The sequence below is a fragment of the Inquilinus limosus genome, assembly GCF_051487185.1.
In the GTDB taxonomy this organism is placed as follows: domain Bacteria; phylum Pseudomonadota; class Alphaproteobacteria; order DSM-16000; family Inquilinaceae; genus Inquilinus; species Inquilinus limosus_F.
Map to the genome: position 1 here is coordinate 127,535 of NZ_JAHVDK010000013.1, position 25,864 is coordinate 153,398.

The following is a 25,864-nucleotide window of genomic DNA, read 5'->3' on the forward strand; positions in this document are numbered from 1 at the left end:
GCCATGAGCGAGCGGTCCGTGCAGCATGGCAACTTCACCATCGAGCGCCGCTTCGCTGCACCGCCGGCCCAGGTGTTCGCGGCCTGGGCCGACCCCGCCGCCCGCCGCATCTGGGGCGTGCCTGGTGGGGATTGGGAATTGGTCGACCCGCGCTTCGACTTCCGCGTCGGCGGCATCGAGACCAGCCGATTCGGCCCGGCCGGCGACCCGATCTATCGCAATGAGACCCGCTATGCCGACATCGTGCCGGACCGGCGCATCGTGTTCAGCTACACGATCGACCGCGGTGAGACCCGCATCTCCGCCTCGCTGAGCACGGTGGAGCTGTTGTCGGACGGGGCCGGCACCCGGCTGATCTTCACCGAGCAGGCCGCCTTCCTCGACGGCGGCGACCAGCCCCAGTTCCGCGAGGCGGGCTGGCGCGAGATCCTGGAGAGGCTGGAAGCGGCGCTGCGACGCCGGGCGGCCAACTGACTCGGCAATCTCTTCCAACACCGGAGGAGCGACCGATGGATACGACCAAGGCCGACATCCCCAATCTGATCCGGGCTTATTTCGGCGCCTATGAGTCGAAGGACCGGGCTGCCATCGAAGCTTTGGTGGGCGAGGACTTCACCTTCAGCAGCCCCCGTGACGACCACATCGACCGGGCGGCCTATTTCGAGCGCTGCTGGCCGAACAGCCGGACGATCCGCCGCTTCACCATCGAGCGGCTGTTCGATCGGGGCGACGAGGCCTTCGTGCTGTACGAGCTGGAGCTGACCTCCGGTACCCGCTTCCGCAACGTCGAGCATTTCCGCTTCGAGGGCAGTAAGATCCGAGGGATCGTGGTTTATTTCGGCTCGCTGCCGGAACCGGGATATGATCGGGCCTGATCGCCAGGAACTAACCGGCCATCCCCGCCGGCGCATCGATAACAACGCCATCACGATCAAGGGAGGCCATCCAATGAAGCTCTACCTCGCCCCAGGCGCCTGCAGCCTGGCCGACCATATCGCCCTGAACGAAGCCGGAATGGAGTTCGAGCGGATTCGGGTCGACATCCCGACCCGGCGCACCGAGACCGGCCACGACTACACCGCGGTTAACCCCAAGGGCTACGTCCCGGCGCTGGTGCTGGATGATGGCAGCGCCCTGACCGAGAACGTCGCGATCCTGTGCTGGGTGGCGGAGCGCGCGCCGCAGCTGGCGCTGGCCGGCGAGATGGGGCGGATCCGGCTGATCGAGATGCTGAGTTTCATCGCCAGCGAGCTGCACAAACTGCTGATCCGGTCGATCTTCCCGACCAGCGACAAGGAGAAGGAGATCGTCGACGGGGTGGCGGCGAAGCGCTTCGCCTATCTCGCCGAAAGGCTCCAGGGCGACTACCTGTTCGGCGACAGTATGAGCGTCGCCGACGCCTACCTCTACGTCATGCTGCGCTGGGCGCAGGCGCTGAAGCTGCCCTTTCCGGATCCGCTGCCGGCCTATTTCGAGCGTGTGAATGGCCGGCCGGCGGTGCAGCTGGCGCTGCAAAACGAGGGTTTAGCATGATGCTGGTCGGCTAGGACGGGGGTCTTGCCTCGACCGGTCGAGCCATGATACTCAACCATTGAGTTAACATATTCGGCCGCTGATCCGGCGGCCGGGAACCCGCGGTCGGAGAGCCACGGGTCGATCTGCCGACAGAACGGCTCTGCGGAAGGGAGAACGCCATGCCGGAACGCCATGCCGATTTCCATGGGCCGGCGCTTCGCGATGGGCGCTGGTGGGCGCTGACCGTGCTGTGCCTCGGCGTGCTGATGATCGTGCTGGACACGACCGTCGTGAACGTGGCGTTGCCCTCGATCAAGACCGATCTCGGCTTCAACGACTCCACCCTCGCCTGGGTGGTGAACGGCTATATGCTGACCTTCGGCGGCTTCCTGCTGCTGGGCGGCCGGCTGGGCGACCTGTTCGGGCACCGCCGGCTGTTCCTGATCGGCCTGGCCCTGTTCACCCTGGCGTCGCTGGCCTGCGGCCTGGCCGGCAGCCAGGGTTTCCTGGTCGCCGCCCGGGCGGTGCAGGGGCTGGGCGGTGCCGTCGTCTCCGCCGTCGCCCTGTCGCTGATCATGGACCTGTTCACCGAGCCTGCGGACCGCGCCAAGGCGATGGGCGTCTACGGCTTCGTCGCCGCCGGCGGCGGCAGCATCGGCGTGCTGCTGGGCGGGCTGCTGACCGGCTGGCTGAGCTGGCACTGGATCTTCCTGATCAACCTGCCGATCGGCGCCGCCGTCTTCGCCCTGTCGCTGATCCTGCTGCCGGCGGGCGGCCGCAACGAGGCGGCCCGGCATCTCGACATCGCCGGGGCGGTCACCGTGACCGCGGCGATGATGCTGGCGGTCTATGCCGTCGTGAACGGCAATGAGGTGGGCTGGACCTCCACCCGGACGCTCGGCCTGCTGGCCGCCGCCGTCGTCCTCCTGGTGGCGTTCCTGGCGATCGAGACCCGGGTGACGGCACCGCTGATGCCGCTTGGCCTGTTCCGGCTGCGCAGCCTGGCCGTCGCCAATGTCGTCGGCGTGCTGTGGGCGGCCGCCATGTTCGCCTGGTTCTTCCTGTCCGCGCTCTACATGCAGCAGGTGCTGGGCTACGGCCCGATGGAGGTCGGCCTCGCCTTCCTGCCGGCCAATCTGATCATGGCGGCCTTCTCGCTCGGCCTCTCCGCCCGGCTGGTGATGCGCTTCGGCATCCGCCGGCCGATCGTGGTCGGGCTGCTGCTGGCGGCGGCCGGGCTGGCGCTGTTCGCCTGGGCGCCCGTCGAGGGCCGCTTCACCCTGCATGTGCTGCCCGGCATGCTGCTGCTCGGCCTCGGCTGCGGCATGGCGCTGAACCCGGTGCTGCTGGCGGCGATGAGCGAGGTGGCGCCGACCGATTCGGGCCTCGCCTCCGGCATGGTCAACACCGCCTTCATGATGGGCGGGGCGCTGGGCCTGGCCGTCCTGGCCAGCCTGGCGGCGTCGCGCACAGGCGGGCTGCTGGCGACCGGCGCCGACCAGCCGGCCGCGCTGGTCGGCGGCTATCAGGCGGCCTTCCTGGCCGGGGCCTGCTTCGCCGCCCTGGCAGCGGCGCTGGGCGCCGCCCTGCTGCGCACGCCGCCGGCCGCGGAGCCCGCGGGCGAGGCCGAATCGGTGCGATCCTAGCGGCCTGTCCCCGCGGCGTCGGGTTGCTATAGTCCGGGTCCGACCCCGGAGGGACTCGCGATGGCCGTTCCCGTGCTGCATCTGTGCTGCGGCGACTGCGCCGCCGAGGTGATCCGCGCCGGGCTGGGCCTGCCCGAGACCGAGGTCCTGCCTTTGCGCGACGATCTGGCCGTCGGGCCGCTGGGCGATGTCGACGACGACCGGCCCGACGCCCGCGCCGCCTTCTGGCGCGTGCTGCTGGCCGAGGAGGATCGCGGGCGTATCGAGGCCGGCGGCGGAGCGCTGGCGGACCAACTGGCGGCCGAGTCGGCGGCATTGCGGCGCCTGCCGGAGGCGGCGTCGAAAATCGTGATCTGGCACGGCACCGGCGCCGCGGAGCAGCTGATGCTGCGCCGGACGCTGTGGGCGCTGCGCAACGCGGCGACAGCGGTCGAGGAGGTGGCGGTCGGTGCTGAACTGCTGCCTGAGGCCAAGCGCCGCGACATGACCGCCGTCGCGATGCTGCCGCCCGAGGACGCCCCCGGCGCCGCGGCCCGGCCGGTCGCGCCCGACCGCAAGGCCAGGCTGGCCGCGGACTGGGAGAGACTCCGGGCGGATGGCGGCGGGCTGCGCCATCACCAGGACGGCGCCATCACCACCCATCCGATCGACGCGCATGACGAGGAGATCCTGGCGCCGCTGGGCCCCGACTGGCAGCCGGCAGCGCGGGTGATCGGCGGGCCGATGGGCACGATCACCGGCTTCTTCGCCACCGACGCCTTCATCTTCTGGCGGCTGCGGCAGCTGGCGGCGCAGGGCCGGGTGGAGTTCGAAGGCAGCCCGGCCGCCATCCGCGGCTGCCGGGTGCGACGGGCAGGCTGACGGGAGCGGAAGACAGACCGATGGAACTCGAGCGGAACCGGTTCAAGGCGGCGCTGGCCGCGGGGCAGACGCAGATCGGGCTGTGGAGCAGCCTGTGCAGCAACATCGTCGCCGAGATCGTCGCCGACAGCGGCTTCGACTGGATCCTGTTCGACACCGAGCATTCGCCGAACGAGTTGCCGGGCCTGCTGTCGCAGCTGCAGGCGGCGGCGCGCGGCACGGCGACCGCGGTGGTGCGGCCGGCCTGGAACGACCCGGTGCTGATCAAGCGCATCCTCGACATCGGCGCCCAGGCGCTGCTGATCCCCTTCGTCCAGAACGCGGAGGAGGCGCGCCGCGCCGTGGCCGCCTGCCGCTACCCGCCGGCCGGCATCCGCGGCATCACCGCCAGCGGCCGCGGCAGCCGTTACGGCCGCGTGCCCGGTTACCTCAATACGGCCGATGCCGAGATCTGCGTGCTGGTCCAGGTCGAGACCGGCGAGGCGTTGGCGCGGATCGAGGAGATCGCGTCGGTCGAGGGCGTCGACGGGGTGTTCATCGGCCCGTCTGACCTGTCGGCCTCGCTGGGCCATATCGGCGACTCCCAGCATCCGGAGGTGCAGGCCGCGATCCAGGACGCGGTGCGGCGGCTGACCGCGATCGGCAAGCCGGTCGGGATTCTTACCTCCGTCGAGGCCGAAGCCCGGCGCTACATCGACTGGGGCTACCGCTTCGTCGCGGTCGGCACCGATCTGGGCCTGCTGGCGCGCAACGCCGACGCTTTGGCGCGCAGCTTTAAGGGGTGATCCGGGCACCATGTCGCAGACCGGCCGGGTTTGCGCCCGGCCGCGGCCGTGATATCCCGGCCAAGTCGAAGGGGGAGCGCAGGCCATGCGCCTGAGATGGGCACGGAGACGGGCATCATGGGTCGCGCTGGGCGCGGCCTATCTGCTGTTCGTCCAGGCCATCCTCGGCGGCCTCGCCATTGGCGCCAGCGCCGCGCCCGCGGCCTTCGACCCGCTCTCGGCCCTCTGCCGGACCGACGACGGCGCCGGGCCCGTCCATCCCGACCAGCCGGCCCAGCATCCGCATCTGCCCGATTGCTGCACCAGCGGCTGCAGCATGTTCGGGGGCTATCCGGTCCCGGCCGTCGTCGCGGCGCTGCTGGTGCCGCATCTGGCCGGCACGACCGAGCCCGCGCCCCTGCCCTCGGCACCGGTCGTGGCCCCGCCGCAGCGGTCGCCGGCCAATCCGAGAGCCCCTCCCGTCCAGGCGTGATCCACCGGGCCTGCCGCGGCAGGCCCATGACGATCCACGACCGGAGCAGGACGCCCGAGACGCGCCGCCCGGTCCAACCTGGAGCAATCCGATGTCCCTGTCCGTGATGGCGCGCCTGCGCCTTGCCGTCCTCGGTGTCGCCCTGGCCCTGCCGGCCATCGGCGTGGCCGCCGCGCATGAGTTCAAATCCGGCCCGATCGAGGTGATCCACCCGTGGTCCCGGGCCACGCCGCCGGCCGCGAAGGTCGGCGGCGGCTATGCCGAGATCCGCAACGACGGGTCCGAACCGGACCGTCTGGTCTCGGCCACCGCCGAGATCGCCGGCCGGGTCGAGATCCACGAGATGGCCGTCAAGGACGGCGTCATGACCATGCGGCCGGTCGAGCACGGCGTGCCCGTCCCGGCCGGCGGCGCCGCCGCGCTGGCGCCCGGCGGCATCCACCTGATGTTGATGGAGCTGAAGCGGCCGCTGAAGGCGGGCGAAAGCTTCGCCGGCACGCTGACCTTCGAGAAGGCCGGCGCCGTCGACGTCACCTTCGACGTCGAGCCGATCGGCGCGACCGGGCCGGGCCCCGGAGCGGGGCATTGAGATGCGCGCCCGAATCCTGGTGCCGTTGGCACTTGCCGTCGCCGCCATCCTGGTGGGGGCGGCCGGGTTCCTGCTGCTCTATCCGCAGGACCCATCGGCCCGGCCGATCGTGTCCGGGGCGCTGCCGGGCGGGCCGTTCCGGCTGACCGACCAGACCGGCGCGATCTTGAGCGACGCCGACCTGAAAGGCCGGCCCTTCGCCGTGTTCTTCGGCTTCACCCATTGCCCGGAGATCTGCCCGACCACGCTGTGGGAGATGTCGCAGGCGCTGCAGGTCCTCGGCCCCGACGCCGACCGGCTGCGCATGCTGTTCGTCACCGTCGACCCGGAGCGCGACAGGCCGGAGATGCTGCAGCAATACCTGCAGTCCTTCGACCGCCGCATCGTCGGGCTGACCGGCAGCCCGGAGGAGATCGCGGCCGTGGCCAAATCCTACCGGGTGTACTGGCGTCGCGTGCCGACCGGCGATGGCGACTACACCATGGACCATTCGGCCATGGTGTATCTGATGGACGCCGACGGCCGCTTCACCGAGCTCATCGCCTACGGCACGCCCGAGCCGGAGCGGATGGCTGCGCTGCGCCGCCTGATCGCCGGCACCTGATCCCCTTCCGTTTCAACCGTCGCCAGCCCCGGCCGGCGATCCGGAGACAAACCATGCTCAAATCCATCCTGCCGGCGCTGGCCCTGGCCGCCTTCGCCGCCGCCCCGGCCTTCGCCCATGTCACGCTGGAGACGCAGGAGGCGCCGGTCGGCGCCACCTACAAGGCGGTGTTCCGCGTGCCGCATGGCTGCGAGGGCTCGCCCACCGTGAAGATCCGCGTCCAGATCCCGGAAGGGGTGATCGCGGTCAAGCCAATGCCGAAGCCCGGCTGGGCGCTGGAGACGGTGAAGGGGAAATACGCCGCCTCCTACGACTATTACGGCACCCCGACCAGCGAAGGGGTGAAGGAGGTGGTGTGGAGCGGCGGCGAGCTGCCGGACGAGTTCTACGACGAGTTCGTGCTGCGCGCCTATCTGACCGCCGGCCTGCAGCCCGGGGCGCATCTGTACTTCCCGGTGGTCCAGGAATGCGAGGCGGGGGTCGAGCGCTGGATCGAGATCCCAGCCGAGGGCAAGGACGCCGACGACTATGAGTCCCCGGCGCCGGGCCTGAAGCTGCTGCCGAAGAAGTGATGGCGCCGCCTTCAGACAGCCGGCCAAATCAGTCCCCCCTCCCCTTGCGGGAGGGGGGCAGGGGGAGGGGGTTGTCGATCGAGGGGCGCCGGCCTGCGGTGGCCAGAGCACTTCGATATTCGTTCCGACACCTGGGGTCGGCTCCTGCGGCCCGAACCCCCTCCCCCTACCCCCCTCCCGCAAGGGGAGGGGGGACAAGAAAGGGCACGGCAGGGGGCTGGATTGGTGCCTGGCTGGTTCTTCTCCTCACCCTCCTCGCCCCACAGGCGGCGGTGGCCCACGCCTCGCTGCTGCGGGCCGAGCCGGCGCAGAATGCGGTGCTGGCGGCGGCGCCGGACGGGTTCCGCCTGACTTTCAACGAGCCGGTGGCGCCCCTGGTGTTGCGGCTGATCCGGCCGGACGGCACTGCCGAAACGCTGGGCCAGGCGCGGCTGGAGGATGCGACGCTGGTGGTCGCGGCGCCGCCCGGCCTCGGCACCGGCACGCATGTGCTGAGCTGGCGCGTCGTCTCGGAGGACGGGCATCCGGTCGGCGGGTCGGTCGTGTTCTCGATCGGGGCGCCCGGCGCCGGGCCGCCGCCGGCGGCGGAAGCGCCGGACCAGGCAGTCCGCGCCGCCATCTGGCTGGCCCGGATCGCTTTGTACGCCGCGCTGTTCCTCGGCATCGGCGCCGCGGCGTTCCGCGCCGCGATCGCCCCCCTGCCGCGCGTCGCCGGCCGCACCGCCGTCGCCCTGATGCTGCTGGGACTGGCGGTCGCGCCGCTGTCGGTCGGGCTGCAGGGGCTGGACGCGCTGGAGGCGCCGCTGTCGGGCCTCGGGCAGCGCGTCGTCTGGGCCGCCGGCTGGGGCACCAGCTACGGCACCACCGCCGCCGTTGCCGCCCTGGCCCTGGCGCTCGGACTGACGGCGCTGGCGCTGCGTCGGGGCTGGATCTCCGGCCTGGCGGCGCTGCTGGCGCTGGCCGCGACCGGGGCGGCGTTGGCCGCGAGCGGCCATGCCGGCGCCGCCGCGCCGCAGATCCTGACCCGGCCGGCGGTGTTCCTGCATGCGGTCTGCATCGCCGTCTGGGCCGGGGCGCTGCTGCCGCTCGGCCTGCATCTGCGCGCGGGCGGGGCCGAGGCGTTGGCGGTGCTGCGCCGCTTCTCTGCCCTGATCCCCTTCGCCGTCGCGCCCCTGGCGGCGGCCGGCGTCCTGTTGACCGTGATCCAGCTCGACCACGTCTCCGCGCTGTGGACCACCGCCTATGGCTGCGTCTTCCTGGTCAAGCTGGCGCTGCTGCTGGCCCTGTTCGGCCTGGCCGGGCTGAACCGCTGGCGCCTGACCCGGCCGGCCGGGGCCGGCGACGGGCGGGCCACGCGACGCCTGGTCCGCTCGGTCGCGGCCGAGACCGTGCTGGTGCTGGCGATCTTCGCCGCGGCCGCCGCCTGGCGCTTCACCCCGCCGCCGCGTGCCCTGGCCGAGGCCGCGGCCCGGCCGGCCGCGATCCACATCCACACCGCCCCGGCGATGGCCGACCTGACCGTCACCCCTGGCCGGACCGGCCCCGTCGCGGCCTCGATCATGGTGATGACCGGCGACTTCGGGCCGCTGGATGCGCAGGAGGTGACTCTGGTGCTGGCCAACCCCGCCGCCGGGATCGAGCCGATCCGGCGCAAGGCGGCGAAGGCCGGCAACGGCACCTGGCGGGTCGACGGGCTGGTGATCCCCGTGCCCGGCCGCTGGACCGTGCGGATCGACGTGCTGATCTCGGATTTCGAGATCGCCAGGCTGGAGGATGTGATCGACATCCGCCCCTAAGCGGGGCCGAGCAGGCGCATCACCCAGATGCCGAGAGCGAGCCAGGGGCCGAAGGCGATGGCGGTGTGCCGCGATACCCGCCCGTGGGCGGAGAGGAGGGTCGCCGCGAGCGCTGCGCCGGCACCGATCAGGAGCATCCAGGGCAGCGCCTGCCAGCCGAGCCAGGCGCCGCCGGCCGCCAGCAGCTTGGCATCGCCGAGGCCGAGCCCGTCGCGGCCGCGCAGCCGGCGATAGGCGGAGGCGAGGCCGGCGAACACCAGATAGCCGGCGGCCGCGCCGATCACCCGGTCCGCCAGTGGCGGGCCGCCCGGTTCGGCCAGTGCCGCCAGCAGCCCGGCCAGGATCAACGGCAGGGTCAGCATGTCCGGCAAGAGGCCGATGCGGCGGTCGATGGCGCCCAGCAGCAGCAGCCACCAGCCGAGCAGGCAGGTGCCGGGCGCCAGGGCGGGGTCGCCGACCAGGACGGACAGCAGGGCGATGCCGACCGCCGCCAGCTCGATCGCCGGATGCGTGCGGTCGATCGCGCCGCCGCAGTAGCGGCAGCGGCCGCCGAGGCTGATCCAGCTGAGCACCGGCACCAGGTCGCGCAGCGCCAGCGGATGGAGGCAGCGGTCGCAGCGGGAGCGGCCGACCAGCAGGCCGCGCACATCGTCCGGCAGGCGATGCGCCGCGGCGGCAAGGAAGCTGCCGACGATTGGCGAAACGGCGACCAGCGCGATCTGGATCGGGGTCACGCCCTGGCCGCGGCGATCACAGCGGACGCGGCGGCCGGTTGGTGCCGCGCGGCCGCAGCGCCTCCATGCGCGACCGCAGCTCCTCCGCGATGGCGGCCGCGTCGGCGGCATTGCGGATCACCCGCGGGGTGATGAAGATGACCAGCTCGGTCCGGTCGCGGCGGTTGCTGGTGGAGGAGAACAGGTTGCCGAGCACCGGGATGTCCTTCAGCACCGGCACGCCGCTGCGCCCGTTCTGCTGGTTGTCCTGGATCAGCCCGCCCAGCACCACGGTCTGGCCGTTGGCGACCGAGACGATCGAGCCGATGCGGCGGGTCGAGATCGTCGGCGCCAGGGCATCCTCCTCGGACGAGGGGGCGCCCTCGACGATGCTCGAGACCTCCTGCTGCACGTCCATGCTGACGTCGCCGTTGGAATTGATCCGCGGCGTCACCTTCAGGATCACGCCGGTGTCCTTGTATTCGATGTTGCTGACCACCGGCGCGTCGGGGTTGTCGGTCGACTGGCTCTGCTGCGTCCGCACCGGCACCTGGTCGCCGACCTGCAGCCGCGCGGTCTGGTTGTTCAGCACCGCAAGGGTCGGGGTCGCAAGCACCTGGACCTCGGTGACACTCGACAGCGCGTTGATGAAAATACGAGCGTTGCCGCTGGCGACCAGCCAATTAAAGCCGCCGTCCGGCCGAGTGAAATTGGTGGCGCCCCCCGTGTTGAGGGAAGCGCCGATGCTACCGACACCGCCGAAACCGCTGCCGGTCTCGAAGAAATATTCGACGCCGTATTGCAGCCGGTCGTTCAGCGTCACTTCGGCGATCGTTGCCTCGATCACCACCTGCAGCGGGCTGGCGTCGATCGCGCGCAGCGCCGATTCGATCAGCCGGAACGCCGCCGGCCGGGCGCGGATCAAGAGGGCGTTTTTGTCCCGATCCGGCACCACCCGCACCTCGCCCAGCCGGTCGAGCTTGAACACCGCCGCCCGGCCGGCCTGGGCGCCGGCCAGGCCTAGGATCGAGGCGTCGCCCTCCTTCTGCTGGGCGTTGAAGTCGATCGGCGCGAATTGCGACGAGGTCCCCGAGCCCGGCTGCCCGGACGCGGCCTGGCCGGTCGTGCCGGTGGTTCCCGTGGTGCCGGCGGCGTTAGCCTGGTCGGTCCCGCTGCTGCTGGTCGACAGCCCGGGCCCGCGGGCCACGTCCGAGCCGAGCTCGTCCTCGAAGGGCGATGCGCCGGCCTCGTCGACCTTGCCGAAGGCCTGGCCCAGCACCCGCGCCATGTTCGCCGCGGTGCCGTTCTGCACCATGTAGACGTAGACCCGCTCCTCGTCGGAATCGCCCTGGTCCAGCCGCTTGATCCAACGGCCGGCCTCGTTGAGCTTGTCGACGCGCGAGGAAACCACCAGCACGGCATTGAGCCGCTGCACCGGCAGGAAGTTGATCATCCCCTTCAAGGGACCGCGCTCGGGCGCGCCGCCGAACACCGCGCTCAGCTCCCTGATCACCGCCTCGGGCTGCGCCTGCTGCAGCGGAAAGATGCCCGACGACATGCCGCGCAGCCAGTCGACGTCGAAGGACTGCACTGTGGCGGCCAGCGCCGAACGGTCGGGGCTGGTGCCGGAGATCAGCACCATGTTGCGGGTCGGGTCGATGCGCACCAGGTCCGGATTGGTCGCCGGGGCGATCAGCGGGCCGATCGTCTCGGCCGAGACGTTGCGCAGCGGGATGATGGTGATGCCGTAGCCGGCGGGCAGCGGCTTCGGGTCGGTGCCGAGCTGCACGAAGGTGCGGCCCGACACCGCCTCGCCCAGCGGCACGATGCGGTAGCCGGCCCGGTCGTCCTGCACCAGCGCGGCGCCGCTGGCGCGCAGCACCGTCTCCAGCATCGCGATCAGGTCGTTGGGCTTGATCGGCCCCTGGGTCGACAGCGTCACCGTGCCGGTGACCCGGGGGTCGATGGTGTAGGGCTGGTGCAGCAGGTCGCCAAGCACCGCCTGCACCACCTGGGCCAGGTCGGCGTTGTTGAAATTGACCTGATAGCCGCCCGGCTGCGCCTGGATCGGCGCCCCGATCGGCGCCGGCTCGCCCGGGGCCGCGTCGATCCCCGGATAGACCTGGGCCTGGCGCACCGGCTGGGTCCTGCCGGCCGAGGCGACGACGTTCGAGCGCGCGCGGGTGTCGCCCGGCGCGGCGAGGGAGCGGTTGGCCAGATCGTCGAACATCGAGGGCGGCTGAGTCTTGACCTGCTGGCCGCAAGACATCAGCGCAAGCAGCAGCGGAACCCCAAGGATCCTGAAGGAAAACGCCCTGAAAGCCACTGAAGCCATCCCCCGCAGCGACGCCGAGCCATAACCGACCGGCTCCGGCTCGACAAGAGCCAAGAGCAATCGGCCCTGATTCGAAGCGAAATTGTTGCATTCTTGTTAAGTTTTATTGAAATCGAGTCGATAACCCTCTGATAAGACAAAAACATTTCGTTTGACCGCAGTCCTGGCGCAGTCGAGATTGCCGCTCGCCTGCCGCCCGGCGATGATGGGATGCGCGGCGGGCCGCGCGTGGGGGGCCGGCACCGGAAGGGCAATGTGAAACCGCTCCTGGACATTCTCGTCGAGCTCGGGAAGCTGGGCCCCGAGGACCGGGCGCGGGTGTCGCGCCTGCAGGAGACTTCGGGCGACGGCGTGCCGGCGCTGCTGTCGAAGCTGGGACTGGTGTCCGGCCGCGACCAGGCGCTGGCCCTGTCACTGCAGCACGGGGTGCCGCTGGTCGGCCCCGACGCCTTCCCGCCCGCGCCCCTGTTCGACGGCCGCCTGTCGCCCCGCTTCCTGCGGGAGTCCAGGGTGCTGCCGCTGGCCGAGGCCGAGGACGGGGTGGTCCTGGCCATGGCCGATCCCGGCGATGCCTATGCCCGTCGGGCGGTGGAGCTGGCGATGCGCCGGCCGGTCCGCCCCTGCGTCGCCGCGGCCGACGACCTGGACGAGGCCTTCGCCCGCTATTTCGACAGCGGCCGGTCCGCGGTCGAGCGGATCGTCGACGACATCGGCGGCGAGCCGGAGGAGGCGGCCGGCGACCCCGACGTACAGCATCTGCGCGACCTGGCGCAGGAGGCGCCGGTCATCCGCCTGGTCAACCAGATCTTCAGCGACGCGATCCGGATGCACGCCTCGGACATCCATGTCGAGTGCTTCCGCGACGAGGTGAAGGTCCGGTACCGCATCCACGGCCTGCTGCGCGAGATGAAGGCGCCGCCGGTGCGGCTGGCCCCGGCGCTGGTCAGCCGGATCAAGATCCTGGCGAAGCTGGACATCGCCGAGCGGCGGCTGCCGCAGGACGGCCGCGCCCGCTTCTCGGTCGGCGGTCGCAGCATGGACATGCGCGTTGCCACCGTCCCGACCCTGCACGGCGAGAACGTCGTCATCCGCCTCTTGGACACGGCGGGGATGGACATCGCCCTGTCCGCGATCGGCTTCGCGCCCGATGTCGAGGCGTCGCTGATGAAGCAGCTGGCCCGGCCGCATGGCATCCTGCTGGTCACCGGCCCGACTGGCAGCGGCAAGACCACGACGCTCTACGGCGCTCTGCGCATCCTGAACCAGCCGAGCCGGAAGATCCTGACCGTCGAGGACCCGGTCGAATACCAGATCAAGGGCATCAACCAGATCAATGTCCGCCCCCAGATCGGCCTCGACTTCGCCCGGGCGCTGCGGTCCTTCATGCGCCACGACCCGGACGTGATAATGGTCGGCGAGATCCGCGACCACGAGACCGCCGACATCGCGGTCCATGCCGCGCTGACCGGCCATCTGGTGCTGTCGACGCTGCACACCAACAGCGCCACCGGCGCGATCAACCGGCTGCTCGACATGGGCGTCGACGGCTATCTCCTGACCTCGACCATCGGCGGGGTGATCGGCCAGCGCCTGGTGCGGCGGCTGTGCCCGGACTGCCGCCACCCGGTCGACACCCCGGACTGGCTGGCGGAGCGGGCCGCCGCGGCCCGGCCGCTGGCGACGCCGACGCCGCAGCTGTACCAGGCGGTCGGCTGCAGCGCCTGCGACGATCTCGGCTACACCGGACGGATCGGCATCTTCGAGTATTTCGCCCCGGACGATGCGATCCGCGAGCTGCTGCGCGACCGCATCTCCACCTCCGCCCTGACCCAGGCGGCGCGCAAGGCCGGCATGGTCACGATGTATGAGGACGGGCTGCACAAATGCCTGGCCGGGCTGACGACGCTGGACGAGGTCCACCGCGTCACCGAGGAGTGGTAGGGCCGTGCCGGTCTTCGCATACAAGGCGATCGACGGCAGCGGCGCGGTGGTCGAAGGCCGCGCCGAGGCGGCGGACGAGGCCAGCCTGACGGCGAAGCTGGAGGCCACGGGCATCCTGCCGCTCTCCGTTGCGCCGGTGCGGATGCAGGCGGGCCGCAGCGGCGGATCCGGCTTCGGCCGCCGCCGCGGCCCGAAGCCCGGCGACATCACCCAGATGACGCGCGAGCTGGCGATTCTGGCGGCCGCAGGCCAGCCGCTGGAGCAGGCGCTGATGACGCTGTCGGAGGGCGCCGGCACCGGCCCGGTCGCCGGCCTCGCCGCCCAGGTGCTGGCGCGGGTGCGGGCCGGTGCCAGCCTGAGCACGGCGCTGGAGGAGCAGGGGGCGGTGTTCCCGCGGCTCTATGTCAACATGGTCCGCGCCGGCGAGAGCTCCGGCACCCTCGACGTGGTGCTGGAGCGGCTGGCCGACCTGCGCGAGCGCGGCGAGAAGACGCGTGAGATGGTGGTCTCGGCCATGCTGTACCCGGTGATCCTGATCATCGTGTCGCTGGCCTCGGTGTTCCTGCTGCTGACCTTCGTGGTGCCGCAGTTCGAGACCATCTTCAAGGATGCCGGCGCGGCCCTGCCGACGCCGACCGCGATCGTCATCGCCATCGGCCGCTTCTGCCAGGAGTACGGCTGGATCGTCGGCCTCGGCGCCGTCGCCGCGGTAGTCGCGGTGCGCCGCCTGCTGGCCCTGCCCGGGCCGCGGCTGGCCTGGGACCGCGCGGCGCTGCGCCTGCCGCTGGTCGGGCCGATGGTGCGCACCCTGGCGACCGCCCGGTTCTGCCGCACCCTGTCGACCCTGGTCGGCAACGGCGTCGACCTGCCCTCGGCCATCGCCCTGTCGCGCGACGTGATCCCGAACGGCGCCGTCCGCGCCGCGATGGAAACCGTCATCACCGGCGTGCGACAAGGCCGCGGCCTGGCCGACCCGCTGGCCGAGACCGGCCTGTTCCCGCCGCTGGCCGTGCAGATGCTGCGGGTCGGCGAGGAGACCGGGCGGATCGACGTGACCTCGGCGCATATCGCCGAAGCCTATGAGCGCAAGCTGGAGGCCGCGATCAAGCGGCTGGTCACGCTGGTCGAGCCGGCCCTGATCATCCTCCTCGGCCTGGCCGTGGGCGGCATCGTCATGTCGATCCTCCTGGCCGTCATCAGCATCAACGACCTCGCCTTCTGAGAGACCATGTCCCACACCCCGATGCAGACCCAGACCGACACGCCCGCCGCCGCCCGCCGTCGCCGCCAGGCCGGCTTCACCCTGATCGAGCTGCTGGTCGTGCTCGTCATCCTCGGCCTGCTGGCCGGGCTGGTGGGACCACGGGTGCTGGCCTATCTCGGCGGCGCCCGGGCGGATTCGGCGCGGCTGCAGATCGAGAACTTCAAATCCGCCCTCGATCTCTACGCCATCGATGTCGGCGGCTATCCGACCACCGCCCAGGGGCTGAAGGCGCTGCTGGCCAATCCGGGCGGGGTGCGCGGCTGGAACGGCCCCTATCTGCGCAGCAACGCGCTGCCGCAGGACCCTTGGGGCAACACCTACAACTACCGGGCGCCGGGGCAGCACGGGGCCTTCGACCTCTATTCCCTGGGCGCCGACAGTCGGGAGGGCGGCAGCGGCGATGACGCCGACATCACCAGCTGGTGACCGCGCACGCAAGCGGGACTCCCGCGGCTTCACCCTGCTGGAGCTGCTGGTGGTCCTGGTCGTGCTCGCCACCGTGGCGGCCCTGGTGCCGCCGATGCTGGCGCGCGGCTCGGCCCAGGCCTCGCTGAAGCGCACCGTGGCGACGCTGGCGTCGGAGCTGCGCCAGGCGCGCAGCGACGCGATCCTGCGCGACGGCCCGCAGGGCGTGGTGATCGACCCGATCGGCCGCAGCTTCGGCCCGGTCGGGGCGCCGCTGCGCCACCGCATCGGCGACGGAATCGCGGTCGACATCACCAGCGCGGCGATCGCCGCCGACCGCGACGGCCGGCCGGGCATCCGCTTCCTGCCCGACGGCCGGTCCACCGGCGGCACCATCCGCCTGGCCGGGCAGGGCCGGACCTACCGGGTCGAGGTCAACTGGCTGACCGGCCGGATCCGCGTCCAGGAGGCCGACGATGGCGGGGCGTGAACGGGGCTTCACCCTGATCGAGGTGGTGGTCGCCCTGACCCTGCTAGGGCTGATCCTGACCGTCATCTTCCGGATCTACGGCACCGGGCTGACCGGCATGGCCCGGGCCGACGGGCTGCAGCGCGCCGCCATCGTCGCCGAGGGGCTGGCGGCGCAGCTGGACACCGCGACCCGGCCGCTTCGGCTGGGCGACAGCCTGTCGGGCGAGACCGATGACGGCTATCGCTGGCGGATCGTGGCCGACCGCTGGGCCGAGGCGCCGCGCCGGACGGTGACTCTGGGCAGCCGCCAGGTCCAACTCGCCCGGCTGCGCATCGCCGTCGAGGGCGCCGCCGGACCGCGCTTCGAGATGACCACCCTGGCCCTGGTGGCGGTGCAGCAATGATCGCCAGGTCCGGCAGCCGCGGCCAGCGCGGCTTCACCCTGCTCGAGACCATCATCGCCATGGTCGTGCTGGCGCTGATCATGGTGCTGCTGACCGGGGGGCTGCGCTTCGTCACCGCCGGCTGGGATCGCGGCGCCCGGGCGGCGGAGGCGGCGGAGACGATCGCGCTGGTGCAGTCGACGCTGCGGCGCGAGGCGGCGGCCGCCCGGCGCCTGACCTGGCAGGGCCAGCCCGGCGCCAAGCCCGCGGTCGCCTTCCGCGGCGAGGCCGACCGCGTGGCCATGGTCGTCGTCGATCCGGGCTTCCCCGGCGACCCCGGCCTGGCCATCGCCATGTTCACTGTCGAGGTCGAGCCCGGCCGGTCGACCCTGCGCTATGCCCGCGCCGGCTTCGACCCGCGGCTGGACGGCTTCGCCGAAGCGAAGCGGACCGACGACCTGGTCCTGGCCCGCGGCGCGGTGCACCTGACCTTCGACTATTTCGGCACGGTGCCCGGCGAACCGCGGCCGCGCTGGGTCTCGCCCTGGCCCGACCGGGAGGCGCCGCCGCTGCTGATCCGGCTGCGCAGCCGGGACGCGACCGGGCAGGCGGTGTGGCCCGACATCACGGTGCCGCTGCCGGTCGAGCTGGAGGCCGCCTGCGTCCGCACCATCACGTCGGCGGCGACGAACGGCCCGGACGCGCAGCAGCCGAACGCGCCGGCGGGACAGAATGCGCCGGCCGGGCCGCAGGCCCGTCAGCCGCCGCAACGGCAGCAATCTCCACCGCAGCCGCAGGAGGGCACGCAGGCCGCGGCCGATTCCTCGGGTGCCTCCGCCGCCCCGCCCGCCGCGGGCACGGACGATTTCTGCAGCCTGACGGGGCAGCGCGATGCCAAGGCCGGCTGACCCTCGCGACAACGAGCGCGGCATCGCCCTGGTGGTGGTGCTGTGGACGCTGGTGATGCTGGCGATGCTGACCATCGGCTTCAGCCTGAGCAGCCGGACCGAGGCCCGGGTCGCCGCCAACGGCGCCGAGGAGATCCGGCTGCGGGCGCTGCTGCGCGGCGGCGTCGAGCTGGCGGTGCTGGGCCTGGGCACCGCCGACGACGATCGCGGCTGGCGCGCCGACGGCACCCCCTACCCGGCCAAGATCGGGGACGACCGCATCGTCGTGCGCATCCGCGACGAGGCCGGGCGCATCGACCTGAACCGGGCCGATGCCGAGACGCTGCAGCGGCTGATCGCGGTGGTGCTGGGCACGCCGGAATCGGCGCAGCGTCTGGCTGAGGCGATCCTGCGGCGGCGCGGCGGCGACCAGACCGCCGCCGGCGGGGCAGCACCCGGGGCGGGAGCGGCAGCGGCCGGTCAGGCCCCGAACGCGCCGCCGCCCCAGCCCCCGATGGCCCAGCCCGATCCGGCCAATCCTGACGACCCGGCCAGGCTGGCCCGCCCGTTCCAGTCGGCCGAGGAGCTGCGCCGGGTTCCCGGCATCAGCCGGGCCCTGGCCGACTTGCTGATGCCGCATGTCACCGTCCTGTCGCCGGCGGCCGGGATCAACCCCTTCGCCGCCGATCCGGTGGTGCTGCAGGCCCTGCCCGGTGTCACCCGCGCCCAGGCCGAGGCGGTGGTGCGGGCCCGGCAGCAGCGCCCGCCGCCGACGCCGGAGCGGCTGGCCTCGCTGCTGCCGCGGGACCTCGCCGAACGGCTGCGCGGCACCGCCGGGCCCATCTACAGCATCACCGTCGAGGCCGCGACCGCCCGCGGTGCGCGCGGCCGGGTCGAGGCGGTGATCTGGGTCGCCGCGGACGCGCAGAGCTTCTATCGTGTGCTGGACTGGCGGGAGGCCGGCTTCGGCCGGCCCGAGGGGGAGGACCCGCAGCTATGATCGGCGGCATGCTGCATCGCGCGGCGGCGTTCCTGCGCTGGTGGGGGCGCGAGCTGGCCGGCCTGGTGCCGGACCGCTGGCTGCACCGCCCGATCCTGCGCCGGCGCCGGCTGATCCTGCTGTGGCGGGAGGACGGCCCGAGGCTGATCGAAAGCCGCGCCCGCCGGGTGCTGCGCGACGTGCCGCTGGGCCATGTCCCGGCCGGCGGGACCCGCCGGCGCGGCGCCGAGGTGGTCCTGCGCTTCCCGGCCGAGGCCGGGCTGCGCCGCCGGATCGTGCTGCCGCGCGAGGCCGAGGCGGCGCTGGGCCGGGTGCTGCGCTTCGAGATCGACCGCCTGACCCCGTGGCCCGCCGGCAGCGTCGCCTTCGGCGCCCGCCGGCTGGCCCAGCCCGGCGACGGCGCCACCATCGCGGTCGAGCTGACGGCGGTGCCGCGGGAGCAGGTCGAGGCCGCGGTGCAGGCGGCCGGCGCCGCCGGCTGGAGCCCGGACGTGGTCGACCTGGCCGGCGAGGACCCCACGGCCCCGCCGGGCCCGGACCTGCGCCATGATGTCGAATCCGAGCGCCGCCGGGCGCTGCGCCGGCTGGCCTGGCTCGGCGGGCTCGGCCTCGGCGCCCCGGCCGTGATCGCGGCGGCGTGGCTGATCTGGACCGTCGCGGCGCATTGGGCGACGGTGTCGGAGCTGCGCGGCCAGGTGGCCGAGGCCCGGGCGGCGACCGCGCCGGCCAGCGCCCTGCAGGCGGAGATCCGGGCGCTGGAGGAGGCCGGCTCCTATCTCGGCGCCCAGCGCCGCGCCACGCCCTATGTCTCGGCCCTGATCGAGACCGTCAGCCGGGCCCTGCCCGACGGCGCCTGGCTGACCGAGCTGTCGCTGGAGCAGGGCACGCTGCGGCTCGGCGGCTTCGCCGATGATGCCGCCGGGCTGATTCCGGTGCTGGCGGCGCTGCCGCAGCTGGACTCCGTCGCCTTCGCCGCGCCGAGCGTACGCGACCCGGAGCGCGGCCAGGAGCGCTTCGTCGTCAGCGCGACCCTGGTCACGGCCGGAGGGGCGCAGCCATGACCATCGAGCTGAGGCCCGCCGCCCGTCGCCTGGTCGCTTTCGGCCTGCTGCTGCTTCTTCTGCTGGGCATCGGCGCCGGCTTTGCCGCCGGGGCGGTCGCCATCCGCGACGCCGACGACACCGCCGCCGGGCTGCGGCAGGAGCTGGCACTGCTGGCGCGGCTGTCGATGACCCGCGACCGGCTGGAGGCGCGCAAGGCCGACCTGGTCGCGGCGGCGGGCGGCGAGACGCCGGCGCTGCAGGGGGCCAGCCCGGCGATCGCCGGCGCGACGCTGCAGCAGCTGGTGTCGGGCATCGTCGCCGAAAAGGGGGGGCGGATCGACAGCATGACGGTGCTGCCCCCGGTGGAGGAGTCCGGCGGCTACAGCCGGGTCGGGCTGCGGGCCAGCTTCGGCGCCCGCATCGAGGCCCTGCGCAACATCCTGCACACCTTCGAGACGGGGGCGCCGCCCCTGTTCATCCCGGCCTTTTCGATCCGCACCGAGTCGACCAAGGGCGAGGAGGATCCGGAGCTGCTGGTCTCGGTTGATGTCTACGGCGTGATGCGCCGGCCGGAGGGCAGCTGAGATGGCCTGGCACCCCCTGACCCGGCTGCTGGTCGTGCTGGGCCCGATCGCGATCGGCGTCTCCTATCTGCTGGAGCCGGAGGACCCGGCCGCGGTGCCGGCGATGGTCCGCGCCGGCGGCGCCCAGGCGGCGCTGCCGCCAGAGGCGCCGGCCGCGGAGTCGAGGCCGGTGCCGACGGCGCCGGAGCTGTCGGCCCTGACCGAGACGGTGGCGCGGCCGCTGTTCAGCCCGACCCGCCGCGGCCCGCAGCCACCGCCGGTGGTAGAGGCGGCGGCGCCACCCCCGCCACCGCCCACGCCGCCGCCGGCGGTGACGCTGCAAGGCGTGATCCTGGCCGGTGACAGCACCGTGGCGCTGCTGCGCCGCGACGACACTGGCGAGATCATGACCGCCCGCCCCGGCGACGACCTGTCGGGCTGGCATGTCGATCGGATCGAGGCCGGGTCGGTGACCCTGAGCGGCCCCGACGGCGCGGTCCAGCTGCCGCTGTTCCCGCCACCCTGATGCGCCGCCCGTTCCGTCTGACGCCGCTGCTGGCGGCGCTGCTGCTGCTGTGCCTGACCTCGGGGCTGCGGGCGCAGGAGCTGGGCGAAGGCTGGATCATGCCGCCCGACCCCTCCTCCGGCAGCCTGATCCCGAGCCGCCCCGACATGCCGGCCGCCGCGCAGCCCGTCCCGTCCCCCACCCGATCCGCCGTCGGCCCTGATCAGATCCGCCGCCTGATCGTGGCCCGGCTGCGGCTGACCGATCCGCGGCTGCGGTCCGCGGTGCTGCGCCAGGCCCGATGCCTGGCCTATGCCGTGTATTTCGAGGCCCAGGGCGAGACCCGGCTGGGCCAGCTGGCGGTGGCGCAGGTGGTGCTGAACCGGCTGCGCCACCCGGCCTATCCCAAGACCATCTGCAGCGTGATCGGCGACCGCGGCCAGTTCCCCTGGACCACCGGCGACCTGACCATCCGCGACGCCGCCCGGTTCCGCATCGCCTGGTCGGTGGCGCTGCACATGATGGCCGGCATCTTCACCGACCCGACCGGCGGCGCCACCCATTTCTACGCCCCGGCCCGCGTCGCCGCCCCGGCCTGGGCCACGCCCGAGGCCTATCTCGCCACCATCGGCGGCCACCGCTTCTTCCGGCCCTGACCCGCGCGGCGGGAACATCCCAACCCCGTCATCGCGAGGAGCGCAGCGACGTGGCGATCCAGGCAACGGTGCCACTGGATCGCTTCGCCTTCGGCTCGCGATGACGAATGGGGGTGCGTGGAAGTGACGTCGGCGGAAGCTATCCAGCCATTTGGCAAGATCTGCCCGGTCGCTGTCATCCATGCCAATGGCTCCGGATGCCCGACCCGGGCAGAGTGCGGCTCCGTTCCAGGGAGACCGACCATGAGCAACCCCGTCACCGCCGTTCCCGCCGCCCCTTCCGCCGAGGCGCTGGCTCATTTCCGCGCCCGGCTGGCCTTCGAGACCGACTGCGCCGACGTGCACGAAGCGCTGGCCTCCGGCGCCCCCGGCTTCGTGCTGGCCGAGGCGCGCGGGCCGAAGGCCTATGCCGCCGGCCACATCCCCGGCGCGATCAACCTGCCGCACCGGACGATCACCGCCGAGCGCATGGCCGAATGGCCGCAGGACACGCTGTTCGTGGTCTATTGCGCCGGGCCGCACTGCAACGGCGCCGACCGCGCCGCGATCAAGCTGGCCGAGCTGGGCCGGCCGGTGAAGGTGATGATCGGCGGCATCGCCGGCTGGCTGGACGAGGGGTTCGAGCTGGAGCGGTCATAAGCCGCCCGGGGGATGCGGGCCGGCCCTTGGAACCGCCGGCCCCGCCCTGTATGGTCGGGCCGATACCGCCGCGCCCGAGGCCCGATGAAGACGCTGCCCGAATTCCCCAACCTCTTCATCCTCGACCACCCGCTGATCCAGCACAAACTGTCGCACATGCGGGACAAGGGGCGGTCGACCAACGGATTCCGCCGCCTGCTGCGCGAGATCTCGCTGCTGATGGGCTACGAGATCACCCGCGACCTGCCGATGACCACCGAGCGGATCGAGACGCCGCTGGAGGCCATGGACGCCCCGGTGCTGCTGGGCAAGAAGGTGGCGCTGGTGTCGATCCTGCGCGCCGGCCTCGGCATGACCGAGGGGTTGATCGAGCTGATCCCCTCCGCCCGCCAGGGCCATATCGGGCTGTACCGCGACCACGAGACCAAGATGCCGGTCGAGTATCTGGTGAAGCTGCCGGAGCCGCAGGGCCGCATCTTCATCGCCGTCGACCCGATGCTGGCCACCGGCAATTCCGCCGTTCACGCGGTCGACGTCCTCAACGGCCACGGCGTGCCGGACGAGATGATCCGCTTCATGGCCCTGGTGGCGGTGCCGGAGGGCGTGCGCACCCTCCACGGCAAGCACCCCGACGTGCGCATCTACACTGCGGCGCTCGACCGCTGCCTCGACCAGAACGCCTATATCCTCCCGGGCCTCGGCGACGCCGGGGACCGCATGTTCGGCACGAAGTGACGCAAATGACCGACAGCACCCAGCCCAAGCAGCTTCTGCACCTCGTCTTCGGCGGCGACCTCAAGGACCCGCAGGGCGTGGAGTTCGCCGACCTGGCGAAGCTCGACATCGTCGGCATCTTCCCGAACTACGCCGAGGCCTATGCCGCCTGGCGGGCCAAGGCGGCGGCGACGGTGGACGACGCCCAGAAGCGCTATTTCGTGGTGCATCTGCACCGGCTGCTGGACCCGTCGACCGCCGACACCGGCCGCAAAGGCTGAGGCGGCTTCAGGCGGCCTCGGCGCTCGCGTGCAGGGTCTCGCGCAGGGCCTGCAGCGATCGCCTGAGCGCCGCCGCCTTCTCCGGCGTCAGGCCGGTGGCGCAGCCGATCCGCTCGAACACGCGCGCCGCCTCTCCCTGCAGCGCCCGGCCGGCGGGCGTCAGATGGATGTTGACCACGCGCTCGTCGGTGGCGCTGCGGCGGCGCTCGACCAGCCCGGCCGCCTCGAGCCGCTTCAACAGCGGCGTCAGCGTGCCGGAATCGAGGAACAGCCTTTCGCCGATCTCCTTCACCGCCAGCCCGTCCCGCTCCCACAGCACCAGCATGACGAGGTATTGCGGGTAGGTCAGGCCGATCCGCTCCAGGATCGGCTTGTACATCCGGTTGAATGCGTGCGCCGTGGAGTAGACGGCGAAGCAGACCTGGTCGGCGAGGGTCGGGGCGGGATCGGTATCGGGCATGGCGGTGTCCCCGAAGGGTATGGACGGGCGACTCGGTACTGTGGACCGGCCAGATCGATTGTGCACCATTTAATCTTGCGATCGAGGCATGCCGCGATCTCATGGCAAGCCAAATAGATTGTGCGCTATTTAATTTTTCGCAAGCGGCATCCCGCCGCCCTTCCGACGAGGAAACGATCATGGCCATCCTGTATCGCACCAAAGCCACGGCGACCGGCGGCCGCGACGGCCGCGCCACCAGCGAGGACGGCAAGCTGTCCGTCGCCCTGACCACGCCGAAGGAGCTGGGCGGCCCGGGCAGCGAGGCCACCAACCCCGAGCAGCTGTTCGCCGCCGGCTATTCCGCCTGCTTCCTGAGCGCGCTGAAATACGTCGCCGCCCAGGCCAAGGTGAAGATCGCGCCGGAGAGCACGGTGACCGCCGATGTCGGCGTCGGCCCGCGCGACGACGGCCAGGGCTTCGGCCTGGATGTCGGGCTGACCATCGCCCTGCCGGGCGTCGAGCGCGCCGTCGCCGAGGATCTGGTCGCCCGCGCCCATGTGGTCTGCCCCTATTCGCACGCCACCCGCGGCAGCCTGAACGTCCGCCTGACCGTCGCCTGATCCCGGTCCGGCCGAAAGCCCACCCGTGGCATTGCGCCGCGGGCGGGCTTTCCGTTACGACGGCCGGATGACCGTCTCACTGATCGTCCCGTCCCTGGACCGCCTGCCCGGATTTGCCGACGCGCTGCGGCGCGGCTGGTCGCCGGACACTGTCCGCAGGGAGGCGGCGGCGCGGGAGCAGCTGGAGCGGATCGCGCAGGACCCGGCCGGTTTCGTCGCCGGTCTGGACGACCCCGAGGCGAAGGGCGGCCCGATCAAGATGCCGGACGGCAGCAGCGTGCCGCGGCTGCCCGGCTTCCAGCGGTGGCTGTGGGGCGGCGAGTTCTGCGGCAGCTTCAACTTCCGCTGGCAACCCGGCACTGCCGCGCTGCCACCGCATGTGCTGGGCCATATCGGCTACAGCATCGTGCCCTGGAAACAGGGCCGCGGCTGTGCCACGCGCGGCCTGGCGCTGCTGCTGCCGGAGGTGCGGACGCTGGGCCTGCCTTATGTCGAGCTGACCACCGATCCCGACAACATCGCTTCGCAGCGCGTGATCCTGGCCAATGGCGGGCGCCTGGTCGAACGCTTCCGCAAGGCGGAAGGCTATGGCGGCGGCGAGTCGCTGCGCTGGCGCATCGACCTCTGACCCCGGCGGCCTTTCGATCGAATCGCCTTTGCCGTAGATCGGTCGGGACCTTCGGCTGACGATTCGGAGTTGAACCGGCATGGCGGTTCCTAAACCTTCCTCCGCCCTGCTGGTGCGGCCGGTGCTGGGCCTCGCGCTGGGCGCCTCCACCCTGCCGCTGCTGCATGCCGGGGTGTTCCCAGCGATGCTGCCGGCGCTGCAGGTGCAGGCCGGCGCCTTCGGGCTGGTGGCGGCCGAGTCGCTGCTGGCGCTGCTGCCGTTCCTCGGCTGGGCCGCGATCGCCCGGCGCGGCGGCGAGCGCCCGCCGATCATGGCCGGCGGCGTGCTGCTGGCCCTGGCGCTGGCCGGGTTCCTGGCCGTGCTGCGCCAGCCGCTGACGCCGGAGGATTCCATCCTGATCCCCGGCCTCTTGTGGATCGCCGCGGTGGCAGGCGCCGCCGGGCTGGTGGTCGGCAACCACCTGCACCTGATCCGGCTGGGCGGCGGGTCGGGCGGCCGCATCGCCGTGATCACGGCCGCGGCGGCGACGCTGTTCGGGCCGATCCTGCTCAACGCCGTCGCGGTGGTGCTGCGCCCGGCCGCCGGATCGCTGGCCGTCCCGCTGGGGCCGTATCTGTTCTGGGCGGCGATGGCGCTGGCGCTGGCCTTCATCACCTGGCGCAGCCCGACCGCCGCGGCTCCGGCGGCGACCACCCATGCCGCGCCGGCCGCGGTCGCGGCGGCGGCGCTGGGGCTGGTGCTGCTGCTGGCGCCGATCGTCTGGCTGAACGCCATCCGCCTGCCGCTGCTGATCCACGCCGCCACGGTGGCCGGCGGATCGGTTCCCGATCTGGTCGGCCAGGTCTCGCTGATCGGCTATCTGGCCATCGCCGTGGTGCTGCTGGCCGTGGCGCTGCATCCCGGGATCGGCCTTCTGGCCGCCGCCCCGCTGGCCGCGGCCGTCGTGATCTGGGCCCTCGCCGGGCTCGATATCGAGGTGCCGGTCTCGGCGGCCTGGGGTGTCAGCAGCGACCCTGCCTATGCCCTGGCGATGCTGGCCGGCTTCTCCGCCATCCTGGGGCGCGGTGCCGGGCCGCTCAGGGTCGGAGTCGCCTGGACTGCGCTGCAGGTCGCCGCCGTGCTGGGCAATCGCGGCGGCCAGGTCTGGTGGCAGGTCAACCAGCTCGTGATCACCGACGGGATGCAATGGACCGGCATCGCCATGGCGGTGCTGGGCGCTCTGGCCCTGGCCGGCGTCGTCCTGGCCCGCCGCGCTCCATGAAAAAGGCCTCCGGAGCGAGGCTCCGGAGGCTCTGAGTGAAGATCGGGCCGGAGGAACGCCAGCCAGGGACCGGCCCGATCGTCGACGGATCGACGGCTTCACGATGGCGTCGGCTTGGTCGTCCAGCCCGCCCGATCCGTGATCCTGTGAACGACCGCAGCGCAGAAGCAATTGCAAATCATTCGCAATCTCAAGATACGATTTTGCCGTGCGGATGCAAGCGGAATCGCGACGGGGCGCAAGCGCCGGCCGCGGCACGGGGCCGCAGCCGGC

General features: G+C 72.2%; 31 protein-coding genes. 28 read left to right on the forward strand and 3 right to left on the reverse strand.

Annotated features, from left to right (window positions below; genetic code table 11):
* Window positions 1-3: 3 nt before the first annotated feature.
* From KXR53_RS16690 to KXR53_RS16740, 11 genes are all read left to right on the forward strand, one after another.
* On the forward strand, window positions 4-474 hold the full coding sequence (locus KXR53_RS16690) for an SRPBCC family protein (protein WP_437376360.1): 471 nt from the start codon (window positions 4-6) through the stop codon (window positions 472-474).
* 35 nt (window positions 475-509) lie between these two features.
* Window positions 510-875, forward strand: a complete 366-nt coding sequence (locus KXR53_RS16695; protein WP_437376362.1) for a nuclear transport factor 2 family protein — start codon at window positions 510-512, stop codon at window positions 873-875.
* 73 nt (window positions 876-948) lie between these two features.
* On the forward strand, window positions 949-1,533 hold the full coding sequence (locus KXR53_RS16700; protein ID WP_437376363.1) for a glutathione binding-like protein: 585 nt from the start codon (window positions 949-951) through the stop codon (window positions 1,531-1,533).
* A 161-nt stretch (window positions 1,534-1,694) separates the two neighbouring features.
* Complete coding sequence (locus KXR53_RS16705) at window positions 1,695-3,161, forward strand: DHA2 family efflux MFS transporter permease subunit (protein WP_437376364.1); 1,467 nt, start codon at window positions 1,695-1,697, stop codon at window positions 3,159-3,161.
* Between the two features lie 60 nt (window positions 3,162-3,221).
* Window positions 3,222-4,022, forward strand: a complete 801-nt coding sequence (locus KXR53_RS16710) for a DUF3658 domain-containing protein (protein ID WP_437376365.1) — start codon at window positions 3,222-3,224, stop codon at window positions 4,020-4,022.
* Window positions 4,023-4,042: 20 nt separating this feature from the next.
* The gene (locus tag KXR53_RS16715) at window positions 4,043-4,807 is read left to right on the forward strand and encodes an aldolase/citrate lyase family protein (protein ID WP_437376366.1); all 765 of its coding nucleotides are present in this window, start codon (window positions 4,043-4,045) and stop codon (window positions 4,805-4,807) included.
* An 85-nt stretch (window positions 4,808-4,892) separates the two neighbouring features.
* Window positions 4,893-5,279: a DUF2946 family protein gene (locus tag KXR53_RS16720; protein WP_437376368.1), complete on the forward strand. Its 387-nt coding sequence runs from the start codon at window positions 4,893-4,895 to the stop codon at window positions 5,277-5,279.
* A 91-nt stretch (window positions 5,280-5,370) separates the two neighbouring features.
* Entirely contained in the window at window positions 5,371-5,868 is a 498-nt protein-coding gene (locus tag KXR53_RS16725; protein ID WP_437376369.1) for a copper chaperone PCu(A)C, read from the forward strand.
* Between the two features lies 1 nt (window position 5,869).
* Entirely contained in the window at window positions 5,870-6,472 is a 603-nt protein-coding gene (locus KXR53_RS16730; RefSeq protein WP_437376370.1) for an SCO family protein, read from the forward strand.
* A 53-nt stretch (window positions 6,473-6,525) separates the two neighbouring features.
* On the forward strand, window positions 6,526-7,044 hold the full coding sequence (locus KXR53_RS16735) for a YcnI family copper-binding membrane protein (protein ID WP_437376371.1): 519 nt from the start codon (window positions 6,526-6,528) through the stop codon (window positions 7,042-7,044).
* A gap of 272 nt (window positions 7,045-7,316) precedes the next feature.
* Window positions 7,317-8,840 carry a copper resistance CopC/CopD family protein gene (locus tag KXR53_RS16740; protein ID WP_437376372.1) on the forward strand — a complete coding sequence of 508 codons (1,524 nt, stop codon included), beginning with the start codon at window positions 7,317-7,319 and terminating at the stop codon, window positions 8,838-8,840.
* On the opposite strand, the gene KXR53_RS16745 is transcribed toward KXR53_RS16740, so the two are convergent.
* Together KXR53_RS16745 and gspD are read right to left on the reverse strand one after the other, a co-directional pair.
* Window positions 8,837-9,574, reverse strand: a complete 738-nt coding sequence (locus tag KXR53_RS16745) for a prepilin peptidase (RefSeq protein ID WP_437376373.1) — start codon at window positions 9,572-9,574, stop codon at window positions 8,837-8,839. The genes KXR53_RS16740 and KXR53_RS16745 overlap by 4 nt on opposite strands.
* A gap of 16 nt (window positions 9,575-9,590) precedes the next feature.
* A complete protein-coding gene (gene gspD, locus KXR53_RS16750) occupies window positions 9,591-11,783 on the reverse strand; it encodes a type II secretion system secretin GspD (protein ID WP_437376374.1) in 2,193 nt (730 codons plus the stop codon).
* A gap of 360 nt (window positions 11,784-12,143) precedes the next feature.
* On the opposite strand from gspD, the gene KXR53_RS16755 reads away from it, so the two are divergent.
* The 14 genes from KXR53_RS16755 to KXR53_RS16820 all read left to right on the forward strand — a co-directional run bounded on the left by KXR53_RS16755 (window position 12,144) and on the right by KXR53_RS16820 (window position 22,640).
* Window positions 12,144-13,829, forward strand: coding sequence for a GspE/PulE family protein (locus tag KXR53_RS16755; RefSeq protein WP_437376375.1), 1,686 nt, complete (start codon window positions 12,144-12,146; stop codon window positions 13,827-13,829).
* A 4-nt stretch (window positions 13,830-13,833) separates the two neighbouring features.
* Window positions 13,834-15,051 (forward strand): type II secretion system F family protein, encoded by a 1,218-nt coding sequence (locus KXR53_RS16760; RefSeq protein ID WP_437376376.1) that lies wholly within the window; start codon window positions 13,834-13,836, stop codon window positions 15,049-15,051.
* A 6-nt stretch (window positions 15,052-15,057) separates the two neighbouring features.
* Window positions 15,058-15,519: a type II secretion system major pseudopilin GspG gene (gspG, locus tag KXR53_RS16765; RefSeq protein WP_437376377.1), complete on the forward strand. Its 462-nt coding sequence runs from the start codon at window positions 15,058-15,060 to the stop codon at window positions 15,517-15,519.
* Window positions 15,494-15,988 carry a GspH/FimT family protein gene (locus KXR53_RS16770; RefSeq protein ID WP_437376378.1) on the forward strand — a complete coding sequence of 165 codons (495 nt, stop codon included), beginning with the start codon at window positions 15,494-15,496 and terminating at the stop codon, window positions 15,986-15,988. The genes gspG and KXR53_RS16770 overlap by 26 nt, the downstream gene beginning before the upstream one ends.
* On the forward strand, window positions 15,975-16,373 hold the full coding sequence (locus KXR53_RS16775; protein ID WP_437376379.1) for a type II secretion system protein: 399 nt from the start codon (window positions 15,975-15,977) through the stop codon (window positions 16,371-16,373). Before KXR53_RS16770 ends, KXR53_RS16775 begins: the two co-directional genes overlap by 14 nt.
* Complete coding sequence (locus tag KXR53_RS16780) at window positions 16,370-17,260, forward strand: PulJ/GspJ family protein (protein WP_437376381.1); 891 nt, start codon at window positions 16,370-16,372, stop codon at window positions 17,258-17,260. Before KXR53_RS16775 ends, KXR53_RS16780 begins: the two co-directional genes overlap by 4 nt.
* Window positions 17,244-18,239: a general secretion pathway protein GspK gene (locus KXR53_RS16785; protein ID WP_437376382.1), complete on the forward strand. Its 996-nt coding sequence runs from the start codon at window positions 17,244-17,246 to the stop codon at window positions 18,237-18,239. The genes KXR53_RS16780 and KXR53_RS16785 overlap by 17 nt, the downstream gene beginning before the upstream one ends.
* Window positions 18,240-18,247: 8 nt before the next feature.
* Window positions 18,248-19,300: a PilN domain-containing protein gene (locus KXR53_RS16790; RefSeq protein ID WP_437376383.1), complete on the forward strand. Its 1,053-nt coding sequence runs from the start codon at window positions 18,248-18,250 to the stop codon at window positions 19,298-19,300.
* Window positions 19,297-19,866 (forward strand): type II secretion system protein GspM, encoded by a 570-nt coding sequence (gspM, locus tag KXR53_RS16795; RefSeq protein ID WP_437376384.1) that lies wholly within the window; start codon window positions 19,297-19,299, stop codon window positions 19,864-19,866. The genes KXR53_RS16790 and gspM overlap by 4 nt, the downstream gene beginning before the upstream one ends.
* A gap of 1 nt (window position 19,867) precedes the next feature.
* Window positions 19,868-20,371: a hypothetical protein gene (locus KXR53_RS16800; protein WP_437376385.1), complete on the forward strand. Its 504-nt coding sequence runs from the start codon at window positions 19,868-19,870 to the stop codon at window positions 20,369-20,371.
* On the forward strand, window positions 20,371-21,006 hold the full coding sequence (locus tag KXR53_RS16805; RefSeq protein ID WP_437376386.1) for a cell wall hydrolase: 636 nt from the start codon (window positions 20,371-20,373) through the stop codon (window positions 21,004-21,006). The genes KXR53_RS16800 and KXR53_RS16805 overlap by 1 nt, the downstream gene beginning before the upstream one ends.
* 243 nt (window positions 21,007-21,249) lie before the next feature.
* Window positions 21,250-21,645, forward strand: a complete 396-nt coding sequence (locus tag KXR53_RS16810; protein WP_437376387.1) for a rhodanese-like domain-containing protein — start codon at window positions 21,250-21,252, stop codon at window positions 21,643-21,645.
* Window positions 21,646-21,729: 84 nt separating this feature from the next.
* Complete coding sequence (gene upp, locus KXR53_RS16815; RefSeq protein ID WP_437376388.1) at window positions 21,730-22,380, forward strand: uracil phosphoribosyltransferase; 651 nt, start codon at window positions 21,730-21,732, stop codon at window positions 22,378-22,380.
* Window positions 22,381-22,385: 5 nt separating this feature from the next.
* On the forward strand, window positions 22,386-22,640 hold the full coding sequence (locus tag KXR53_RS16820; RefSeq protein ID WP_437376389.1) for a DUF4170 domain-containing protein: 255 nt from the start codon (window positions 22,386-22,388) through the stop codon (window positions 22,638-22,640).
* A 7-nt stretch (window positions 22,641-22,647) separates the two neighbouring features.
* Here KXR53_RS16820 and KXR53_RS16825 read toward each other — a convergent pair whose 3' ends face one another.
* Window positions 22,648-23,100, reverse strand: coding sequence for a MarR family winged helix-turn-helix transcriptional regulator (locus KXR53_RS16825; RefSeq protein ID WP_437376390.1), 453 nt, complete (start codon window positions 23,098-23,100; stop codon window positions 22,648-22,650).
* Between the two features lie 179 nt (window positions 23,101-23,279).
* Between KXR53_RS16825 and KXR53_RS16830 the strand changes: the two genes are divergently transcribed.
* The 3 genes from KXR53_RS16830 to KXR53_RS16840 all read left to right on the forward strand — a co-directional run bounded on the left by KXR53_RS16830 (window position 23,280) and on the right by KXR53_RS16840 (window position 25,591).
* Window positions 23,280-23,702, forward strand: a complete 423-nt coding sequence (locus KXR53_RS16830; RefSeq protein ID WP_437376391.1) for an organic hydroperoxide resistance protein — start codon at window positions 23,280-23,282, stop codon at window positions 23,700-23,702.
* Window positions 23,703-23,769: 67 nt separating this feature from the next.
* Window positions 23,770-24,330 carry a GNAT family N-acetyltransferase gene (locus KXR53_RS16835; protein WP_437376392.1) on the forward strand — a complete coding sequence of 187 codons (561 nt, stop codon included), beginning with the start codon at window positions 23,770-23,772 and terminating at the stop codon, window positions 24,328-24,330.
* A gap of 79 nt (window positions 24,331-24,409) precedes the next feature.
* Complete coding sequence (locus KXR53_RS16840) at window positions 24,410-25,591, forward strand: hypothetical protein (protein WP_437376393.1); 1,182 nt, start codon at window positions 24,410-24,412, stop codon at window positions 25,589-25,591.
* The last annotated feature ends 273 nt before the right edge of the window (window positions 25,592-25,864 follow it).

What these genes read in the sequence shown, in the direction of transcription:
- KXR53_RS16775 (WP_437376379.1), top strand. Translation starts at nt 15,975, where the DNA reads ATGGCGGGGCGTGAACGGGGCTTCACCCTGATCGAGGTGGTGGTCGCC.
- gspM (WP_437376384.1), top strand. Translation starts at nt 19,297, where the DNA reads ATGACCATCGAGCTGAGGCCCGCCGCCCGTCGCCTGGTCGCTTTCGGC.
- gspG (WP_437376377.1), top strand. Translation starts at nt 15,058, where the DNA reads ATGTCCCACACCCCGATGCAGACCCAGACCGACACGCCCGCCGCCGCC.
- KXR53_RS16735 (WP_437376371.1), top strand. Translation starts at nt 6,526, where the DNA reads ATGCTCAAATCCATCCTGCCGGCGCTGGCCCTGGCCGCCTTCGCCGCC.
- KXR53_RS16800 (WP_437376385.1), top strand. Translation starts at nt 19,868, where the DNA reads ATGGCCTGGCACCCCCTGACCCGGCTGCTGGTCGTGCTGGGCCCGATC.
- KXR53_RS16835 (WP_437376392.1), top strand. Translation starts at nt 23,770, where the DNA reads ATGACCGTCTCACTGATCGTCCCGTCCCTGGACCGCCTGCCCGGATTT.
- KXR53_RS16780 (WP_437376381.1), top strand. Translation starts at nt 16,370, where the DNA reads ATGATCGCCAGGTCCGGCAGCCGCGGCCAGCGCGGCTTCACCCTGCTC.
- KXR53_RS16805 (WP_437376386.1), top strand. Translation starts at nt 20,371, where the DNA reads ATGCGCCGCCCGTTCCGTCTGACGCCGCTGCTGGCGGCGCTGCTGCTG.
- KXR53_RS16710 (WP_437376365.1), top strand. Translation starts at nt 3,222, where the DNA reads ATGGCCGTTCCCGTGCTGCATCTGTGCTGCGGCGACTGCGCCGCCGAG.
- KXR53_RS16695 (WP_437376362.1), top strand. Translation starts at nt 510, where the DNA reads ATGGATACGACCAAGGCCGACATCCCCAATCTGATCCGGGCTTATTTC.
- gspD (WP_437376374.1), bottom strand. Translation starts at nt 11,783, where the DNA reads ATGTTCGACGATCTGGCCAACCGCTCCCTCGCCGCGCCGGGCGACACC.
- upp (WP_437376388.1), top strand. Translation starts at nt 21,730, where the DNA reads ATGAAGACGCTGCCCGAATTCCCCAACCTCTTCATCCTCGACCACCCG.
- KXR53_RS16785 (WP_437376382.1), top strand. Translation starts at nt 17,244, where the DNA reads ATGCCAAGGCCGGCTGACCCTCGCGACAACGAGCGCGGCATCGCCCTG.
- KXR53_RS16730 (WP_437376370.1), top strand. Translation starts at nt 5,870, where the DNA reads ATGCGCGCCCGAATCCTGGTGCCGTTGGCACTTGCCGTCGCCGCCATC.
- KXR53_RS16840 (WP_437376393.1), top strand. Translation starts at nt 24,410, where the DNA reads ATGGCGGTTCCTAAACCTTCCTCCGCCCTGCTGGTGCGGCCGGTGCTG.
- KXR53_RS16770 (WP_437376378.1), top strand. Translation starts at nt 15,494, where the DNA reads ATGACGCCGACATCACCAGCTGGTGACCGCGCACGCAAGCGGGACTCC.
- KXR53_RS16820 (WP_437376389.1), top strand. Translation starts at nt 22,386, where the DNA reads ATGACCGACAGCACCCAGCCCAAGCAGCTTCTGCACCTCGTCTTCGGC.
- KXR53_RS16830 (WP_437376391.1), top strand. Translation starts at nt 23,280, where the DNA reads ATGGCCATCCTGTATCGCACCAAAGCCACGGCGACCGGCGGCCGCGAC.
- KXR53_RS16810 (WP_437376387.1), top strand. Translation starts at nt 21,250, where the DNA reads ATGAGCAACCCCGTCACCGCCGTTCCCGCCGCCCCTTCCGCCGAGGCG.
- KXR53_RS16790 (WP_437376383.1), top strand. Translation starts at nt 18,248, where the DNA reads ATGCTGCATCGCGCGGCGGCGTTCCTGCGCTGGTGGGGGCGCGAGCTG.
- KXR53_RS16825 (WP_437376390.1), bottom strand. Translation starts at nt 23,100, where the DNA reads ATGCCCGATACCGATCCCGCCCCGACCCTCGCCGACCAGGTCTGCTTC.
- KXR53_RS16725 (WP_437376369.1), top strand. Translation starts at nt 5,371, where the DNA reads ATGTCCCTGTCCGTGATGGCGCGCCTGCGCCTTGCCGTCCTCGGTGTC.
- KXR53_RS16690 (WP_437376360.1), top strand. Translation starts at nt 4, where the DNA reads ATGAGCGAGCGGTCCGTGCAGCATGGCAACTTCACCATCGAGCGCCGC.
- KXR53_RS16700 (WP_437376363.1), top strand. Translation starts at nt 949, where the DNA reads ATGAAGCTCTACCTCGCCCCAGGCGCCTGCAGCCTGGCCGACCATATC.
- KXR53_RS16705 (WP_437376364.1), top strand. Translation starts at nt 1,695, where the DNA reads ATGCCGGAACGCCATGCCGATTTCCATGGGCCGGCGCTTCGCGATGGG.
- KXR53_RS16720 (WP_437376368.1), top strand. Translation starts at nt 4,893, where the DNA reads ATGCGCCTGAGATGGGCACGGAGACGGGCATCATGGGTCGCGCTGGGC.
- KXR53_RS16715 (WP_437376366.1), top strand. Translation starts at nt 4,043, where the DNA reads ATGGAACTCGAGCGGAACCGGTTCAAGGCGGCGCTGGCCGCGGGGCAG.